Origin of the sequence: Burkholderia sp. Ac-20344 (assembly GCF_017104975.1) — a bacterium.
In the GTDB taxonomy this organism is placed as follows: Bacteria; Pseudomonadota; Gammaproteobacteria; order Burkholderiales; family Burkholderiaceae; genus Burkholderia.
On the sequence record NZ_JAAGPP010000022.1, the window covers coordinates 44,162 to 61,044 of the forward strand.

Genomic DNA, 16,883 nt, shown 5'->3' on the forward strand with positions numbered 1-16,883 from the left:
CTTCGCGCGCAGTCCGCACCGGCCACGAGCCCGTCCCGCGACGGGCTCGTAGCGTTTGCGCCGCGCGGATCAGCGGCCGGCCGTCACCGGCTGCCGCCCGACGCGACACGGCTGGCCGCTTCGTCCGTTCCGCTGGCCGTGCCGCTCGCGCTGCCGACCAGTTCCTGATAGCGCACGTACGCACACTGCGCGGACGCCTTCGCCGCATACATCGCCGCGTCGGCCTTGACGAGCAACTCCTCGGCCGACGCGCCGTCGGCTGGAAACTCGCTGACGCCGATGCTCGCGCCGACGGCCACGCGCCGGTCGCCGAACTCCAGTTCCTCGGCCATCACGAGCTGGATGCGCGACGCGACGTCACTGATCTCCGCGGGTGAACGCACATCCGTAATCAGCACGATGAATTCGTCGCCGCCGAGTCGCGCGACCATGTCGCCGCTGCGCAGCGCGAGGCTCAGCCGCTTGGCGACCGCCACGAGCGTGCGGTCGCCGGCCGAGTGCCCGTGCTGGTCGTTGATCTGCTTGAAGCGGTCGAGATCGACGAACATCACGGCCAGCCCTTCGTGCATCGCGGCCGCGCGCCGGATCGCGGCATCGAGATGTTCCATGAACAGCAGGCGATTCGGCAGCGCGGTCAGCGCATCGTGACCGGCGAGGTGCGTGAGCTCCAGCTGCTTCGCACGCAGCATCGCGACCTGCGTGCGGATCTCGACGCGCATGCTGTCGAAACAGCGCGCGAGGACGCCGATCTCGTCGGCGCGCCCGACCGGCAGCTGCTCGGCGACCGGATCGTCGAACACGTGCGTCGCGGCGCGCGCGAGCGTCTGCAGCGGCCGCGTCATCGCACGCGCGAACAGAATCGCGAGAATCACCGCCATCAGGCTCGATACGAGCACCATCCGGACGATCCGTTCGCCGAGCATGCCGGCCGGTGCCAGCACATCCGCCAGCGAGCGCGCCATCCCGAGCACGACGAAGCGGTTGCCCTCGTCGTGCCCGAACGGCGTGCGCGCGAACGCGAACATCTGTCCCGGCGCTGCGTCGGGCTCCGCGAGGCCATTGAGCGTCACGCTGGTGCGCGTGCTGTCGAACACCGCGCGCGTGACGGCAAAGCGATCCTGCATCAGCACTCGCCGCCCGCGATCGAAGCCGAACGTCTGCGACGGATCGGGATGCACGAGGAAGTCGCCCCACTCGTTCGCGAGATACACCGCATAGTCGTCCGGCAGATCGCGTTCGAGCCGGTCGAACACGCGCGACAGCTCGACGTCGACGACGAGCGCGCCGACCGTCTGGCCCGACGTGTCGACGACCGGCGTGCCCACGCGCAGGATCGGCAGCCCTTCGGCCGCGTGCGACCCCGTCTCGTGGTTGATCACGATAGGCGACAGGTAGATATGACCGGGCGCCGTCGCGAGCGTATCGAATACGTAGGAAAACTGTCCTTTTTCCTGGAACACGCTGTCCGGCAGCACGACGATGCCGTTCGCATCGCGATCGACGCGAATGCGTTCGAGCCCGAAATCCCCGCGCGCGATCAGCCGGACCTGCAGGTATTCCGGGTGGTTTCTCATGAAGCTGCAGAACACCTGCTCGAGCCGCGCGCGTGGCGCGTCATCCCGGTTGTCGCCGCCCGAGACCAGCGCGGACGACGGCAACTGCGCAAGCACGAGCGCATCGTCCGCGACGTCGGACAGCGCGGTGGTAAAGCGCTGCCCGAGCAGTTGCGTCGACATCAGCAGGCTGTGCTCCGCTTCCTGCACGAGCATCGCGCGGTTCGCACGATACGCGTAATAACCGGTCGTGCCGGACGCAATCACGCCGATGCACGCGAACAGCATCGACAGTTTCGATGTGAGCCCGAGCCGGATCATTTTCCGAATCGCTCCGGACGGTCGCCCGACACGATGCGGCTCCACAGCGATTCGCGCTGCGCGATGTTCTCGACGGGCTGGAGCCAGACGAGATGCTGGTGCCCGGTGTCGAGACCCGGTGGCGGCGCAAGCGTGTTTGCGAGGCCCTGGCGTTCGGTCAGCAGCGCACCGATCGCCGGTTCGAGCATGTAGTTGATCCACGCGAACGCGAGCTCGGGATGTGGCGCGCCGCGCGTGACGGCCCAGCAGTCGAGCCACGCGAGCGCACCTTCATCCGGGATCACGTAGCCGACGTCCGCGCCGGCACGCCGCAGCAGTTCCACCTGCTGCGTACCGTAGTTGCCGAACATCAGCGCCGCGCGATGCTCGACGAACAGCGCGGTCGCCTCTTCAGGAAGCGTGTAGTACGTCAGCAGGTTGCGGCGCAGGTCGATCAGCTTGTGCGCGACGGCGAGCGTCTGCGCGGGCGACAGGCGAAACGGATCGGGATAGCCGAGGGCCAGCGCCGTGAACGAAAAATTGTGCTGGGCGCTGTTGAAGTCGAGCACCTTGCCGCGGTAGCGCGGATTCCACAGCTCCCGCATCGAGTGCGGCGCGGCCGAAACCTGCTTGCGGTCGTAGATCAGCCCCATCGACGAATACGTGAACGGGATCGCATACGTGGCGCCGTCTTCGACGAGCCCGTCGATCGTCGCGAGCTGCTGGAAGTTCGGCAACTGCCGCCGCCGGTTCGGGATGCGCGACAGGTCGATCGGCGCGAGCAACCGCTCGTGCTCGTAGCGCTGGATCTCGGCGGTGTTCGCGGCCAGCACGTCGTAGGGCGGCGGCGCCGCGCTATGCATCCGCGTCCACAGTGCTTCATCGGAGTCGACGAACGTCACTTCGACACGTGTATGAAATTGCGTCTCGAACGCATTGACGACGTCGCGGTCCGCATAGCCGGGCCATGCGAGCACGCGCAGCACGTTGTCGTTGACGGTGTCGGGAGAGGCGGAGAAAACCGGAAGCGCAGGCGCAAGCAAGCCCGCTGTCAAAATGACGAGCAGCCTGCGCACGGCGATCCGTACGCGCGTACGTGCGCCGATTCCCCTGATCAATTGGACCCCGTATGAATCGCCCGGCTGCATTCGACTGTCCTTTTTCGAGTCGATGCGATATCCCGCAACGAGACCATAAATCGTACGGTCGCGCAATCGGAAGAAGCCGTACGCGGCGCGCGCGCCCTCACCATCGACGCGGCATGCGGACGCAGTTACGCCGGCCCGCTTCCGTTTGCCGAAACGAAGGTCAGCGCCACGCCTGCGTGAATTCCGCGATCACGCGCGACAGGTGCGCACGCATCGCATCGCGTGCAGCGGCCGCATCGCGCGCCATGATCGCCGCGAAGATCCGCTGGTGATCTTCCTGCGACGCCTCGCGCAGCGCCGTCGAGTGAAAATGCTCCTCGATCTTGTCCCACAGCGGATCGCTGCGTGCGCAGTCCCACATCGCGGTGACCATGTGCAGCAGCACCGTGTTGCCGGTCGATTCGGCAATCCGCAGATGAAACTGGCGATCGGCCGCGTCGTACGCGGCCTTGTCGTCCATCTGCTCGCGCATCGTCGTCAGCGAGAAAAACAGCCGGTCGAGATCCGCGTCCTTGCGTTCGGTCGCGGCGAGCGCCGCGACTTCCGCCTCGATCAGCCCGCGTGCGCGCAGCGTCTCGATCGGCCCCGGGCCGCGCGGCACCTCGAACGTCACCGGCCGCGCGGCGTCGGCCGCCGATACATAGATACCCGAACCGATCCGCACTTCGACGATCCCCTGCACCTCGAGCGCGATGATCGCCTCGCGCACCTGCGTGCGGCTCACGCCGAACTGGTCGGCCAGGCTGCGCTCGGAGGGCAGCCGCGCGCCGGCCTCGAACGCGCCGGCGGCCACCATCGCATGGATCTGCCGCGCAAGGCCGATATAGGAGCGGTCCGCGGCATCGGTATCGCGGCTGGCTGGCAGGCTGGAAAGATCGGTCATCGAAAGGCTCGCAACAGGCTGGCCGGCGCCGTCGCGGCGCCGGATCGCCAAAATGGTACACCAATTCCGGCCCGCGTCCGGTTCGGAGTATTGGCCAGGGTCGCGCGGTGTTTCCTGAAGCGCTATGCCGGCCGGTTCCGATCCCGACAACTGGTAAACCACTATCCCACGCAACTGGCATACCAATCATAATCCGCACACCGGAGACGGGCCGGCACGCCGCCGCCCGTCTGCCCGATGCATCAATCGCCAGCCAGGAGCCGCTCCAGTGAAGATGTCTTTCCGTTGGTACGGCGAGTCCGATCCGGTCTCGCTGCAATACATCCGCCAGATCCCGGGCGTCACGCATATCGTGTCCGCGATCTACGACGAGCCGGTGGGCGAAGTCTGGCCCGCGCACAAGATCGACGCGCTGAAGGCGACGATCGAACGCGCCGGCCTGCAGTTCGAAGTCGTCGAATCGGTGCCCGTCCACGAGGACATCAAGCTCGGCAAGCCGGGCCGCGACCGCCTGATCGACAACTACCGTCAGACGATTCGCCATCTCGGCGCGGCCGGCGTCCGCGTCATCTGCTACAACTTCATGCCTGTCTTCGACTGGACGCGCACCGAACTGTCGAAGACGCTCGACGACGGCTCGACCTGCCTCGCGTTCAGCACCGACGCCGTCGACCGGATCGATCCGAACGACGGCATCGCGCTGCCGGGCTGGGATTCGAGCTACCGGCCCGAACAATTGCAGGCGCTCCTCGCCGAGTATCGCGACGTCGACGAAGCGGCGCTGTGGGCGAACCTCGAATACTTCCTGAAGGCGATCATCCCCGTCGCCGAGGAAGCCGGCGTGAAGATGGCGATCCACCCCGACGATCCGCCGCGCCCGATCTTCGGGCTGCCGCGCATCGTGAAGAACCGCGACGATCTCGCGCGGATCGTGCGCATCGTCGACACGCCCGCGAACGGGCTGACGCTGTGCTCGGGCTCGCTCGGCGCGGGCCCGCAGAACGATGTCGAGGCGCTCGTGCGCGAATTCGGCGCGATGGGCCGCATCCACTTTGCCCATCTCCGCAACGTGAAGGTCGACCCGAACGGCGATTTCGAGGAAACCGCCCACCTGTCGAGCTGCGGCTCGCTCGACATCGCCGCGATCGTGAAGGCGTACCACGACACCGGCTTCACCGGCTACGCGCGCCCCGACCACGGCCGCATGATCTGGGGCGAGACGGGCAAGCCCGGCTACGGCCTCTACGACCGCGCGCTCGGCGCGGTCTACCTGAACGGCCTGTGGGAAGCGCTCGCGAAGTTCGACCGCACGCCGTCGCAAGCCACCCGATAACCCGCCCATCGAGGCGGCCGGCGCAGCGGATCGCCGGCCGTCCGTCACGACATTCCCCGCGGAGACACCCCATGCCACGCATCCGATGGACCATGATCCTGATGTGCTTCCTGGCCAACGTCATCAACTTCATCGATCGCGCGAACCTCGCGATCGCGGCGCCCAGCATCCGCGCCGACCTCGGCCTCGACGCGGTCGGCATGGGACTCGTGCTGAGCGCGTTCTTCTGGACCTACGCGTTCCTGCAACTGCCGGCCGGCTGGTTCATCGACAAGGTCGGCGTGCGCGTGAGCCTCGCGCTCGCGGTCGGCTGGTGGTCGGTGTTCACGGTCGCGACGGGTGCCGCGCGCGGGCTCACGCAGCTCGTCGGCGTGCGGCTGATGCTCGGCGTCGGCGAAGCGGCCGCGATCCCGTCGTTCGCGAAGGTCGCGTTCAACTGGTTCCCGCGCAGCGAACGCGGGCTCGCGAGCAGCATCTTCGACAGCGGTTCGCGCGTCGGCTCCGCGCTGTCGCTGCCGCTCGTCGCATGGCTGATCTCGATCGTCGGCTGGCGCGGGTCGTTCGTGATCACGGGCGGCATCGGCATCGTATGGGCACTGGCGTGGTGGTTCATCTATCGCGACCCGGAACGCTATCGCGCGATCGCGCCCGATGCCGTCGATGCGCTGCTCGCGCAGCGCGGCGCGCCGGCCGCTGCGGCCGCAATCGACGGCCCGAAGGTGTCGTGGCTCGATCTGTTCCGCTACCGCACCGTGTGGGGCATGATGATCGGCCTGTTCTGCCTGAACTTCGCGATCTACTTCTTCATCACGTGGTTCCCGAGCTACCTGCTGCAGTCGCGCGGCTTCTCGCTCGCATCGCTCGGCACATGGGGCATGCTGCCCGCGCTGCTCGCGATTCCCGGCGGCTGGCTCGGCGGCTATGTGTCGGACAGCCTGTTCCGCCGCGGCTGGAGCGCGACCGCCGCGCGCAAGACCTGCCTCGTGCTCGGAATGCTGCTGTCTTCGTCGATCGCGCTGTCGGCGTTCGTCGAAAACGTGTGGGCCTGCCTCGGCCTGTTCGCGCTGGCTTATGCGAGCCTGTCGTTCGCGGGCGCCAACGTGTGGACGCTCGTCGGCGAAGTCGCGCCGACGCCGGCGCATGTCGCGTCGCTCGGCGGCATCCAGAACTTCGCGGGCAATCTCGCGGGGATCTTCATCACGACGTTCACGGGCGTGATGCTGTCGATCACGAAGGGCTCGTTCGTCGTGCCGCTCGCGGTGGCCGGCGCGTTGTGCGTGGTCGGCGCGCTGTCGTACCTGTTCATCGTCGGCAAGGTCGAGCCGTTGCCGCCGCTGCGCGCCGCGGCGAACCCGCAGAACGTCGAGCCGAACGCGGCCTGACGCGGCAGGAAAGCGCGGCCTTCCCGCCTGCGCTTTCCTTTTCGGGCCGCGCATCGGACAATGAGCCGCGCCCGCCGGCGCGGCGCCACTCCGGCCCGCGCGTGGCGACGGCGCGCGCCCCCCTCGCCGATGAAACGCTACGAAACCCTCGCCCACACGATCGCCGACGACATCCGCAACGGCAACCTCGCCGTCGGCACGCGCCTGCCGTCGTTGCGGCAGATCATCGCGCAGCACGGCGTGAGCCAGTCGACGGTGTTTCGCGCGTACTACCTGCTCGAACAGTGGGGGCTGATCCGCGCACGCGAACGCTCGGGCTACTACGTCGCGCCGGGCGCCACGCCGGAGGCGAGCCCGGCTGCCAGGCACCGCGCAAGCCGTGCCGGCGCCACGCGCAAGGTCGACATCAGCAGCCTCGTGTTCTCCGTCCTCGACGCGGCCACGCAGCCCGGCATCGTGCCGCTCGGCTCCGCGTTCCCGTCGCCGCAACTGTTTCCGCTGCCGCGTCTCGCGAAATCGCTCGCGCAGGCCACGCGGCTCGTCAGCCCGTGGAGCACGGTCGTCGACCTGCCGCCCGGCAACGAGGCGCTGCGCCAGCAGATCGCACGGCGCTATCTCGCGACGGGCATCTCGCAGCCGATCGACGAGATCGTCGTCACCAACGGCGCGCTCGAGGCGCTGAACCTGTGCCTGATGGCCGTCACGCGGCCCGGCGACATCGTGGCCGTCGAAGCGCCCGGCTTCTATGCGGCACTGCAGGCGATCGAGCGGCTCGACCTGCGCGCGGTCGAGATTCCCGTCGATCCGCGCACGGGCCTCGATCTCGATGCGCTCGCGAACGCGCTCGACCGGCACGACATCCGCGCGTGCTGGTTCATGACCAACTTCCAGAATCCGACCGGCGTCACGCTGTCCACCGAAAAAAAGCGTGCGCTCGTCGAGTTGCTCGCCGCGCGCGACGTGCCGCTGATCGAGGACGACGTGTATGGCGAGCTGCACTTCGGCCCCGACTATCCGCTGCCCGCGCGTGCGTTCGATCGGCACGGCCTCGTGATGCACTGCAGTTCGTTCTCGAAGACGCTCGCGCCCGGCTACCGGATCGGCTGGGCCGCCGCCGGCCGGTTCGCGGAGAAGGTGCAGCGGCTCAAGCTGATGACGACGCTGTCGGCCAGCATTCCCGCGCAAGTGGGCATCGCGAACTATCTCGAGCATGGCGGCTACGACCGGCACTTGCGCAAGCTGCGCGGCGCGCTGCACACGCAGCTCGACCGGATGGACGACGCGCTGCGGCGCTGGCTGCCGGCCGGCGTCGAGTGGGTGCGGCCCGAAGGCGGCTACTTCCTGTGGCTCGCGTTTCCCGACGCGATCGACGCGATGGAGCTGCATCGCCAGGCGATCGAACGCGGGATCAGCTTCGCGCCGGGGCCGCTGTTTTCGGCCGCGCACGGCTTCGAGCGGTGCGTGCGCGTGAACTTCGGCCACCCGTGGAGCCGCGACATCGAGCGCGCGATCCGCGTGCTCGGCGAGCTCGTCGCACAGCCTTCGGTCCGCAAGGGCGGTTGAACCGCACGCGACGTACTCGGTGCGCACTCCGTGCGTTACGGCGATGCATACAACCCACGCGCGGGTTACAGTGCTGATCCCGCCGCCCTTCATGATTTCCCATGAGTCAACTGCCCTACCTCGATCACGACGCGCTGTTGAAACTGGCGGCTGAAGCCGCGCACGTCACGCAGCCGTGCACCTGCACGAAAACGCCGCTCGCCGGATGGACGACCCTGCCGCTGTCGCTGCAGGACGCGCAACTGACCGAAGTCGCCACGCTCGCGCCGCCCGGCGAGACGGAGCCGACCTACGCCGAATATCATCCGGGCGGCACGCGCTACGCGTCGGACGACGCGCCGATCGCCCTGCGCCATTTCCCGTACAACCGCTGCACCGTCAACCGCTGCCGCTCGTGCGGCCGCCTGTTCCTGCGCTACCAGGAAGGCGGCGGCTACTTCATCGACCAGCGCATCCGCGCGCTCGATCCGGCGCTCGTCGTCGACGCCGACGCATAAACACCCGCCACGGCCCCGCGCCGGCATCACGCCGGCCATCTGCTGCGCCCTTTTCATCCCGATCTGCTGCTTGTCCCGCCGCACCGCGTTCCCTACGCTGTCTCCAGTTGCCTGACACCCGTCGCAACGTCCCTCCCGAGCCGCGCGCTTCAGCCGCGGCTCCTCTCGCGTATCACGTCATGTATCGATATACCGTTTTCGACCGGGCGCTCGTGCACAGCCGCGCCGCCCAGTTTCGCGACCAGCTCGAGCGCTGGCAGCACGGCACGCTGAGCGAAGACGCGTTCCGCCCGCTGCGCCTGCAGAACGGCTGGTACGTGCAGCGGCACGCGCCGATGCTGCGCGTGGCCGTACCGTATGGCGAACTGTCGAGCGCGCAGCTGCGCGTGCTCGCGCGGATCGCACGCGACTACGACGTGCCGGACGACGCCACCTACCGCGCCGCATGCGACGCGCAGGCCTTGCTCGGCACGCTGCGCCTGCCGACCCGCAGTGCGCACTTCACGACGCGCACCAACGTGCAGTTCAACTGGATTCCGCTCGCGAAAGCCGCCGACGTGATGGACCTGCTCGCGACCGTCGACATGCACGGGATCCAGACGAGCGGCAACTGCATCCGCAATATCTCGTGCGACGAGCGCGCGGGCGTCGCGCCGGACGAGATCGCCGATCCGCGCCCGTTCGCCGAAGTGATGCGCCAGTGGACGACGCTGCACCCCGAGTTCGCGTTCCTGCCGCGCAAGTTCAAGATCGCGATCACCGGCGCGGCCGAAGACCGCGCGGCCACCGACTGGCACGACGTCGGGCTGAAGCTCGTGCGCGACGACGCGGGCGCGCTCGGCTTTCGCGTGAGCGTCGGCGGCGGGATGGGCCGCACGCCGATGATCGCGACGCTGCTGCGCGCGTTCCTGCCGTGGCAGCACGTGATGAACTACATCGAGGCGATCGTCCGCGTGTACAACCGCTACGGACGGCGCGACAACAAGTACAAGGCGCGCATCAAGATCCTCGTGAAGACCGAGGGGCAGCGCTACATCGACGACGTCGAGGAGGAGTTCCGCCAGATCGTCGATCACGACGGCGGGTTGCACACGATTCCACAGGTCGAGTTCGACCGCGTCGCCGCGTCGTTCGTCCCGCCGCGGCTCAAGCCGCGCACGGCGAGCCTGCGCGACGCGAACCTGCGCGTGTCCGCCCAGGCGGCCCGCCATCCGGCCTTCGCGCGCTGGCTCGCACGCAATGTCGCCGACCACCGCGACCCGGCGCTGCGCATCGTCACGCTGTCGTTCAAGCGCCGCCTGCAGGCACCGGGCGACGCGTCGCCGGACCAGCTCGACGCGCTCGCCGATCTCGCCGACCGCTTCTCGGCCGGCGAGGCGCGCGTCACGCACACGCAGAACGTCGTGCTGCCGTGGGTGCATGTCGACGACCTGTTCCTGCTGTGGGAAAACGCGCGTGCGATCGGGCTCGCCAGCGCGAACGTCGGACTCCTGACGGACATGATCGCGTGCCCGGGCGGCGACTTCTGCGCGCTCGCGAACGCACGCTCGATCCCGATCGCCGACGCGATCGCCGAGCGCTTCCAGGATCTCGACATGCTGCACGACGTCGGCGACATCGACCTGCACATCAGCGGCTGCATCAACTCGTGCGGCCATCATCACAGCGGCCACCTCGGCATCCTCGGCGTCGACAAGGACGGCACCGAGTGGTACCAGGTCACGCTCGGCGGCTCGGACGGCTCGACCGCGAGCGGCCCCGCGCGGCCGGGCAAGGTGATCGGCCCGTCGTTTTCGGCGAACGAGATCGTCGATGTCGTCGACGCGATCGTCAACGCGTATCTCGACGCGCGGATCGACGACGACGGCCGCAGCGAACGATTCATCGACACCGTCCGCCGCATCGGGACGGAACCCTTCAAGGCTGCCGCGAACGACGCGCGCCACCAGGTGGAGCCCGCATGAAGCAAGCGCACCCGACCGCACGCATCCGGCTGCTGACGCCGGCCGAACACGCCGGCGACATGCAGCGGCACGACGCTGCGACGCTGACGATCGGCAACGACGAGGAACTGCCGCCGCTCGCCGGGCAAATCGCGCAGGCGGTGCGCATCGACCTGGCGTTTCCATCATTCACCGATGGCCGCGCGTACAGCCAGGCGTACCTGCTGCGCAAGCGCTACGGCTTCGCCGGCGACCTGCGCGCGACCGGCGACGTGCTGGTCGACCAGTTGCTGCTGATGGAGCGCACGGGGTTTTCGAGCGCAGTGCTCGGCGACGGCACGGACATCGCTGCCGCGCGACGGCAGCTCGACCGGTTCACGGGCTTCTACCAGCACGATGCGCGCACGGCGATGCCGCCTCCGAACGCGCCAACGCCAGCCGGAAAATGAAACGGGCGGCACGCAGGCCGCCCGTACGATGAACCGGAAGCTACCGGCCGGCCCCCGCCGCGAAGCGGGCGCCGGCGTTCAGCGCGCCGCCACCGGCTTGCCGAACGCGCCGAGAATCTTCTTCTCGAGCGCGATGTAGTCGCGGCCGAAGTGGTGATCGCCCTGCGTCTTGATCACGTCGGCACCCGTGTTCGCGAGCGCCGGGCACATCGTGTCCTTCTCTTCCGCGCCATAGAAGCACTGCACGAGCTGCGGCGGCACCTTCGCGATTTCCGGCGCGACCTTCAGCGCCTTGTCGCTCGCGGGCATGCCGAGCCAGCCCGTCACGCGGATCTGGAAATCGGCGGCCGGCGCGAAGCCGAGCAGCGACATCACGGCGACCTTGTCGCGCAGGTCGGCCGGCAGCCGGTTGTACGCGAACGGCATCACATCGGCACCGAACGAGTAGCCGACCAGCGCCACGCGATTCGCATGCCAGCGCGCCATGTAGGTGCGCATCACGCGTGCGAGATCGCGGCTCACCTGTGCCGGCGGCTTCTCGCTCCAGAAATAGCGCAGGCTGTCGATGCCGACCACCGACACGCCGTCGCGCTGCAGCGCCTCGGCGATCGTCTTGTCGAGATCGCGCCAGCCGCCGTCGCCCGAGATCACGATCGCGAGCTGGCCGCTGCCGCCCTTGGCCGGCAGCTCGACGAGCGGCAGGTCCGATACGTCGAGCTCGTCGCCGCTGCTGCTGCTCTCACGCAGATGCGACGTGACGAGCGACACGAGCTTCGCGGAATCGCCCGCAGCCGCCGTTTCGACGAAGCCCGGCATCGCGCGGCGCACGATCGTCGGATCGGGCGGGCACGGCTTGAAGCGCGGATCGAGCTTCGCGGCCGGACCGACCGATACGACCCCGGCGATCGTGTTCTCCGGCGCCATCGACAGGATCTGCTTCGCGATCACGCCACCCTGGCCCACGCCCGCGACGATCGGCGTGAAGTAGCGCGACGATTGCGCAAGGCGTTCGAGCTGGTGGCTGACCGCTTCGGCGTCGCCGTCGAGGTGGTGGCAGGTCTCCTGCTTCGCGGCGAGATTCGTCGCATAACGCTCCGAATCGACGCCGACCGTCATCGCACCGGCCTTCGCGAGTGCATCGGCGGCCTGCTGGTCGGCCGCATTCCAGCCGGCCTCGCGCGAGAACAGCACGACGAAGCCGCGCAGCGGCCCGCTGGGCTTGGTCACCGTCACGGGCCCATAGCGGCCGCCCGATACGGTTTCGGCCTTCACTGCGGCCGGCTGCGTGGCGCACGCGGCGCCGGCCAGCATCATTCCCGCGCAGGCGGCTGCCGCCCGCGCGATACCCTTCTTCAACATCATGAACGCCGACCTCCAGCCAGCAATGACAGATCCGCCAGCGTGACGAACACGCCGACCGTGCCCGAGGCCGCGAGGTAACGCGGCTCCCAGTGCGGTTCGAACTTGCTCTTGAATGCGCGCAAGCCGCGGAAGTTGTAGAAGCGGCCGCCGAAGCGCCAGACCATCAGGCCGATCCGGTGCAACGGCGACGGCATCTTCGCAGCCCCCATCCCCGAGAACGGCGCGATACCCAGGCTCAGTTTGCGGAAGCCCGCTTCCTTCAGATGCAGCGCGAGCTGCGTAAACAGATATTCCATCGCGTACGGCGACGCGTCCGGCAGATGGCGCATCACGCCGACCGTCGCCTCGGTGTTGAGGTCCGTCGTCATGAACGTGACGAACGCGATCGGCTTGTCGGCCTGCCGCACGAGCATCACCGACTGCGTCGCCAGATAGCCGTCGTGGAACGCGGCGACCGAGAAGCTCTTCTCGCGCGCGTCGCGGCTGTCCAGCCAGCCGTCCGAGATGTCGCGCAGCGCCGGCAGCGTGGCCGGCACGTCGCTCGGCGGGATCACCTCGACCGTCAGCGCGTCCTTGTCGCCGCGGCGCAGCGCGTAGCGCAGGTGCGACCGGTTCGAACCCTTCAGGTCGAACCGGTCGAGCGCGATGTGCGCTTCCTCGCCGAGCTTCATCAGCGTGAGGCCCGCGTCGAGATACAACGGCAGCGCGTTCGCGCGCACCTGGTAGAACGCCGCACGGCCGCTGTGCGCGTGTGCGAGCGCGATGAACTTGCTGATCAGCGCCGGCCATTCCTCGCGCGGCCCGACCGGGTCGTGCAGCGCGGCCCACGTGCGGCCGTTCTTCGCGTACATCAGGAATGCCTGGCGGGACTCCGAGAACAGGAACGACTTGTCGCCCATCAGCGCGAGGCCCGCATCGCTGCACTCCTGCGCGCGAATGATCCGTTCGGCGTCCGACAGATCCTGCTCCGCGGGCTTCACGAAACGGCCGGGCGCCGGGCGCAGCAGTTGCCACAGCGCGAACAGCGCGACGAACACGCCGGCCGCAAGGGTTGCGCGCAGCGCACGCGGCGCACGCGCGTCGAACGAGAAATGCGACCACAGTTCGCGCGTGTACGGCACGTCGCGGAACGCGAAGAACAGCACCCACACGGCCAGCATCAGCACCATCGCCACCGACACGAACCAGCTCACCGTGAAGCGCTCGGCGAGCAGCGACGAATGGCGGTTGAAGCGGCGACGGCTGACGAGCAGCAGCACCAGCAGCGTGCCGAGCACGCCCGCCTCGACGAACGCGAGCCCCTTCGCCAGCGACAGCGCGAGGCTGGCAAGCGTCAGCGCGAAGGTCATCCACCATGCGCCGTCCAGGCGCCGCAGCAGTCCGCGCGCGACGAACAGCAGCGCGACGCCGAGCACGCTGCAGATCACCTGCGAGCCTTCGAGCACCCACAGCGGCACGAGGTGGCGCAGGATCGCGATCCGGTGCCAGAACGCGGGCGTCGCGCTCGAGATCACCAGCATCCCGCCGACCGCGAACGTGACGAGACTCAGGAACACCGGCGCGAGCTGCGACACGCGCACGGCCTGCCGCGTCACGAGCCGGCGCCGCAGCGCGCGGCCTTCGAAACCGGCCAGCAGGCCGGCCGACAGCACGAGCGGCACGCCGAAATAGATCGCGCGATACGCGATCAGCGCGGCGACCATCGCGTGCGGCGGCACTTCGCGACCCAGCGTGAAGACCATCGCGGCTTCGAACACGCCGATCCCGCCCGGCGTATGGCCGATCATCCCGAGCAGCAACGCCGCGGCGTAAACAGTAATGAAGGTCGGGAAGCCGACCGGTGCTGACGGCAGCAGCACCCACAGCGTCAGGCCCGCCGCGACGACGTCGAGCACCGCATAGACGACCTGCGCGACGAGATCGCGCCGCGCCGGCACGTCGAACGACAGCCACTTGAAGCGCGTGACGACCGGGCGCGCGGTGTTGCCGCACATCACGACCATCGCGGCCAGCACCACGAGCAGCGCCGCGCCGGTCCAGGTCAGCACGCCGGGCGCGACGTGCAGCATCGCGGCAAGCGCCTCCGGCACGCAGACCATGCCGACCGCCGTCATCAACACCATCGCGAGCGCCAGCGTGCCGCTCGTGAACACCGTCATCCGGCCGATCTGCGCGGGCGTGACGCCCGACACGCCGTACACGCGTGCGCGGACCGCGCCGCCCGTCAGCGCGCCGAAGCCGGTCGCGTTACCGAGCGCGGACCCGGCGATCGAGCCGATCCACAGCGCGACGCGCGGCACCTTCGCGGCGACATAGCGCAGGCCGACCGCGTCGCGGGCGACGAGTGCGAGATAACTGAGCGCCGTCGCGGCCAGCGAAGCGCCCCACTCGCCGACGGACATGTGACGCAGCTGGCGGATCACCGACCGGTAGTCGACGGATTCCGACAGGTGCTGGAAAACCACGATCAGCAGCAGGCCGATGCCGAGCGCAAGCAGCGGCGACAACACACGCTCGTTGCGGATCAGCGCCCGGACACGGGCGATCACCGCCGCGGCGCGGCCGGGCGAACCAGAGTGGCGGGAAGACATAGATTGTTCAGTGGTGGTGCATAGCGTGTCGCGGCGCAAGACGGCCTGGCGGCAACGTATCTGGTTGTTCTGCGTGGGCGGTCGGCCGAAGGAAATGGCACGCGGCGCCTGGATCAGAACTTACGAGTATACGGAATTTATATTACAGAATCTTTCAGGTTCGTATTGTGCGATTTTGTGGCGCCTTGCACATCAAAATCGCATAAAAAATAGTGCGTCCGACAAACGCAAGGTGCGCATCATACCGGGAACCGGCGGGGTTTTTTCATCGGATGAATGGCCAGTAACGGAATTGGGAGAAATTCTCCCGGCCGGGCTGCGCGGGCGAGGACGGATTCACGGGCCGGCGTAGCGCTTCGGAAATGGGGGCCGGTCGATCTGCTTGACTGGCGCCCACCGTGTCACAACCCGGGCACACGCAGCCGCCTCACTCCGCCCGCTCATGCTCCCTCAACCCGATCGCCTTGTAGTCGTAAGTCGGATAGAACGCCGTCCGGTATGCGCCCCACGCCGTATCCTCAAGCACGCGATTGACCTCGCGCAGCCGCGACGCCGGCAGCCGCAGCACGACGATCTGCCCGATCCCCATCGTCACGGTCCAGCTCACCACCTCCACGCCCCGCGGCGGAAACGCCTTGTAGAACCCCTGCTTCGCGAGCTGCGCATTCAGCTCGGCGAGCGGGCGCGACTGGTCGTGTTTCAGGAACACCGTGAGCAGTACCGCGTTGTCGGGCGTCGCGGCAGCGGAAGCGGAAGCGGCCGGCACCGTCGACGTCTGGCCGATGGCCGGTGCGCTACAGATCGCGGCACCGGTCAGCGCCGCGGCAATGGCAAAGGATCGAACCGGGAAATGCGGGAATGCCGTCATGACGCGACTCCTTGGCTTCGTGGCTGGAGCCGCCATCATGCGCCGCCGTGCAAATCGCTGCAGCCGGCCGGCCGATGCGGTTACGCCGCGTCCGTGCCTTCTCGCTCGCGCAGCACGTCGATGAACGCGCGCAACTTGGCCGGCACGTGTTTTCGATTCACGTAGTAGAGCCACATCGGCGGCAGCGTGCGGCACGCACCGGGCAGCACCTCGACGAGCGTGCCGTCGCGCAAGTCCTGCTCGATCCGCTCGCGCATGAACGCGAACGCGATGCCGACGCCCGCGCGCGCCGCATCGATCACGGCGTCGGCATCGTTCGTCACGAACACGCCGTCCGGATCGAGATCGACGTCGCGTTGGCCATCACGCAACAGCCATTTGTGCAGGCGTCCGCTCTCCGAGAACCGGAACCGGATGCACGCATGCCGCTCGAGCTCGGCAATCGACCCGGGCGCGCCATGCCGTGCCAGATAACCGGGCGACGCAACCAGCGCACAGGTCAGCGCCGGCGCGATCCGCACGCCGATCATGCCCGGCTGCAGCCGATCGGCCAGGCGTATCCCCGCATCGAACCCGTCCTTCGCGATATCGACCAGGTCGTTCTCGTAGCGGATCTCGAGCCGCACTTTCGGATAGCGTTCGCGGAACGTGGCGAGCACCGGCGCGATCACGCGCGCACGCGCCAGCGGCAGCGCGGTCACGCGCAACACCCCGTTCGGCTCGCTCCGCACATCCTTCAGCTCGTCGCGTGCCTGCATGACCTGACGGTACGCAGGCTCCGTCTGCCGCCAGTAGCCCTGGCCGGCTTCCGTCAGGCTCACGCCACGCGTGCTGCGGTTGAACAGCTTCACGTTCAGCTCGCCCTCGAGCTGCCCGATCGCAAGGCTGACGGCGGCCGGCGTCAGGCCGAGCGCGGCGGCGGCACGCGTGAAGTTGCCGGCCGTCGCGACGGTCATGAACACGTGCAGCCCGGCCATCGGATCGCGTCTGCTCATCATTAAAAAAACTTGA

General features: G+C 68.3%; 13 protein-coding genes. 6 read left to right on the top strand and 7 right to left on the bottom strand.

Translation table 11 applies throughout. The features are described 5' to 3' along the window. Positions 1-83: 83 nt before the first annotated feature. The 3 genes from G3N64_RS10170 to G3N64_RS10180 form a co-directional block, all read right to left on the bottom strand. Entirely contained in the window at positions 84-1,874 is a 1,791-nt protein-coding gene (locus tag G3N64_RS10170) for a diguanylate cyclase (protein WP_205783682.1), read from the bottom strand. After that, complete coding sequence (locus G3N64_RS10175) at positions 1,871-3,001, bottom strand: extracellular solute-binding protein (RefSeq protein ID WP_205783683.1); 1,131 nt, start codon at positions 2,999-3,001, stop codon at positions 1,871-1,873. Before G3N64_RS10175 ends, G3N64_RS10170 begins: the two co-directional genes overlap by 4 nt. A 160-nt stretch (positions 3,002-3,161) precedes the next feature. Next, positions 3,162-3,884, bottom strand: coding sequence for an FCD domain-containing protein (locus tag G3N64_RS10180; protein ID WP_124577172.1), 723 nt, complete (start codon positions 3,882-3,884; stop codon positions 3,162-3,164). A gap of 268 nt (positions 3,885-4,152) precedes the next feature. Between G3N64_RS10180 and uxuA the strand changes: the two genes are divergently transcribed. The 6 genes from uxuA to G3N64_RS10210 all read left to right on the top strand — a co-directional run bounded on the left by uxuA (position 4,153) and on the right by G3N64_RS10210 (position 11,051). After that, on the top strand, positions 4,153-5,217 hold the full coding sequence (gene uxuA / locus G3N64_RS10185) for a mannonate dehydratase (RefSeq protein WP_205783684.1): 1,065 nt from the start codon (positions 4,153-4,155) through the stop codon (positions 5,215-5,217). A gap of 71 nt (positions 5,218-5,288) precedes the next feature. Continuing rightward, positions 5,289-6,599, top strand: a complete 1,311-nt coding sequence (locus G3N64_RS10190; RefSeq protein ID WP_205783685.1) for an MFS transporter — start codon at positions 5,289-5,291, stop codon at positions 6,597-6,599. 129 nt (positions 6,600-6,728) lie between these two features. After that, on the top strand, positions 6,729-8,162 hold the full coding sequence (locus G3N64_RS10195) for a PLP-dependent aminotransferase family protein (RefSeq protein WP_205783686.1): 1,434 nt from the start codon (positions 6,729-6,731) through the stop codon (positions 8,160-8,162). Between the two features lie 101 nt (positions 8,163-8,263). After that, positions 8,264-8,659 carry a hypothetical protein gene (locus tag G3N64_RS10200; RefSeq protein WP_205783687.1) on the top strand — a complete coding sequence of 132 codons (396 nt, stop codon included), beginning with the start codon at positions 8,264-8,266 and terminating at the stop codon, positions 8,657-8,659. A gap of 179 nt (positions 8,660-8,838) precedes the next feature. Next, entirely contained in the window at positions 8,839-10,623 is a 1,785-nt protein-coding gene (locus G3N64_RS10205; protein ID WP_205783688.1) for a nitrite/sulfite reductase, read from the top strand. Next, on the top strand, positions 10,620-11,051 hold the full coding sequence (locus tag G3N64_RS10210) for a DUF934 domain-containing protein (RefSeq protein WP_205783689.1): 432 nt from the start codon (positions 10,620-10,622) through the stop codon (positions 11,049-11,051). The genes G3N64_RS10205 and G3N64_RS10210 overlap by 4 nt, the downstream gene beginning before the upstream one ends. A gap of 78 nt (positions 11,052-11,129) precedes the next feature. Here G3N64_RS10210 and G3N64_RS10215 read toward each other — a convergent pair whose 3' ends face one another. From G3N64_RS10215 to G3N64_RS10230, 4 genes are all read right to left on the bottom strand, one after another. Next, positions 11,130-12,413, bottom strand: a complete 1,284-nt coding sequence (locus G3N64_RS10215) for a virulence factor family protein (protein ID WP_205783690.1) — start codon at positions 12,411-12,413, stop codon at positions 11,130-11,132. Further along, a complete protein-coding gene (gene mprF / locus G3N64_RS10220) occupies positions 12,410-15,004 on the bottom strand; it encodes a bifunctional lysylphosphatidylglycerol flippase/synthetase MprF (RefSeq protein WP_205783691.1) in 2,595 nt (864 codons plus the stop codon). The genes G3N64_RS10215 and mprF overlap by 4 nt, the downstream gene beginning before the upstream one ends. Before the next feature lie 427 nt (positions 15,005-15,431). Continuing rightward, entirely contained in the window at positions 15,432-15,872 is a 441-nt protein-coding gene (locus G3N64_RS10225; RefSeq protein ID WP_205783692.1) for a hypothetical protein, read from the bottom strand. 80 nt (positions 15,873-15,952) lie between these two features. Further along, on the bottom strand, positions 15,953-16,867 hold the full coding sequence (locus tag G3N64_RS10230) for a LysR family transcriptional regulator (protein ID WP_205783710.1): 915 nt from the start codon (positions 16,865-16,867) through the stop codon (positions 15,953-15,955). Positions 16,868-16,883: the final 16 nt, after the last annotated feature.

Coding starts and splice junctions, on each gene's coding strand:
- G3N64_RS10170 (WP_205783682.1), bottom strand. CDS start 1,874: ATGATCCGGCTCGGGCTCACATCGAAACTGTCGATGCTGTTCGCGTGC.
- G3N64_RS10175 (WP_205783683.1), bottom strand. CDS start 3,001: ATGCAGCCGGGCGATTCATACGGGGTCCAATTGATCAGGGGAATCGGC.
- G3N64_RS10180 (WP_124577172.1), bottom strand. CDS start 3,884: ATGACCGATCTTTCCAGCCTGCCAGCCAGCCGCGATACCGATGCCGCG.
- G3N64_RS10190 (WP_205783685.1), top strand. CDS start 5,289: ATGCCACGCATCCGATGGACCATGATCCTGATGTGCTTCCTGGCCAAC.
- G3N64_RS10195 (WP_205783686.1), top strand. CDS start 6,729: ATGAAACGCTACGAAACCCTCGCCCACACGATCGCCGACGACATCCGC.
- G3N64_RS10200 (WP_205783687.1), top strand. CDS start 8,264: ATGAGTCAACTGCCCTACCTCGATCACGACGCGCTGTTGAAACTGGCG.
- G3N64_RS10205 (WP_205783688.1), top strand. CDS start 8,839: ATGTATCGATATACCGTTTTCGACCGGGCGCTCGTGCACAGCCGCGCC.
- G3N64_RS10210 (WP_205783689.1), top strand. CDS start 10,620: ATGAAGCAAGCGCACCCGACCGCACGCATCCGGCTGCTGACGCCGGCC.
- G3N64_RS10215 (WP_205783690.1), bottom strand. CDS start 12,413: ATGATGTTGAAGAAGGGTATCGCGCGGGCGGCAGCCGCCTGCGCGGGA.
- mprF (WP_205783691.1), bottom strand. CDS start 15,004: ATGTCTTCCCGCCACTCTGGTTCGCCCGGCCGCGCCGCGGCGGTGATC.
- G3N64_RS10225 (WP_205783692.1), bottom strand. CDS start 15,872: ATGACGGCATTCCCGCATTTCCCGGTTCGATCCTTTGCCATTGCCGCG.
- G3N64_RS10230 (WP_205783710.1), bottom strand. CDS start 16,867: ATGAGCAGACGCGATCCGATGGCCGGGCTGCACGTGTTCATGACCGTC.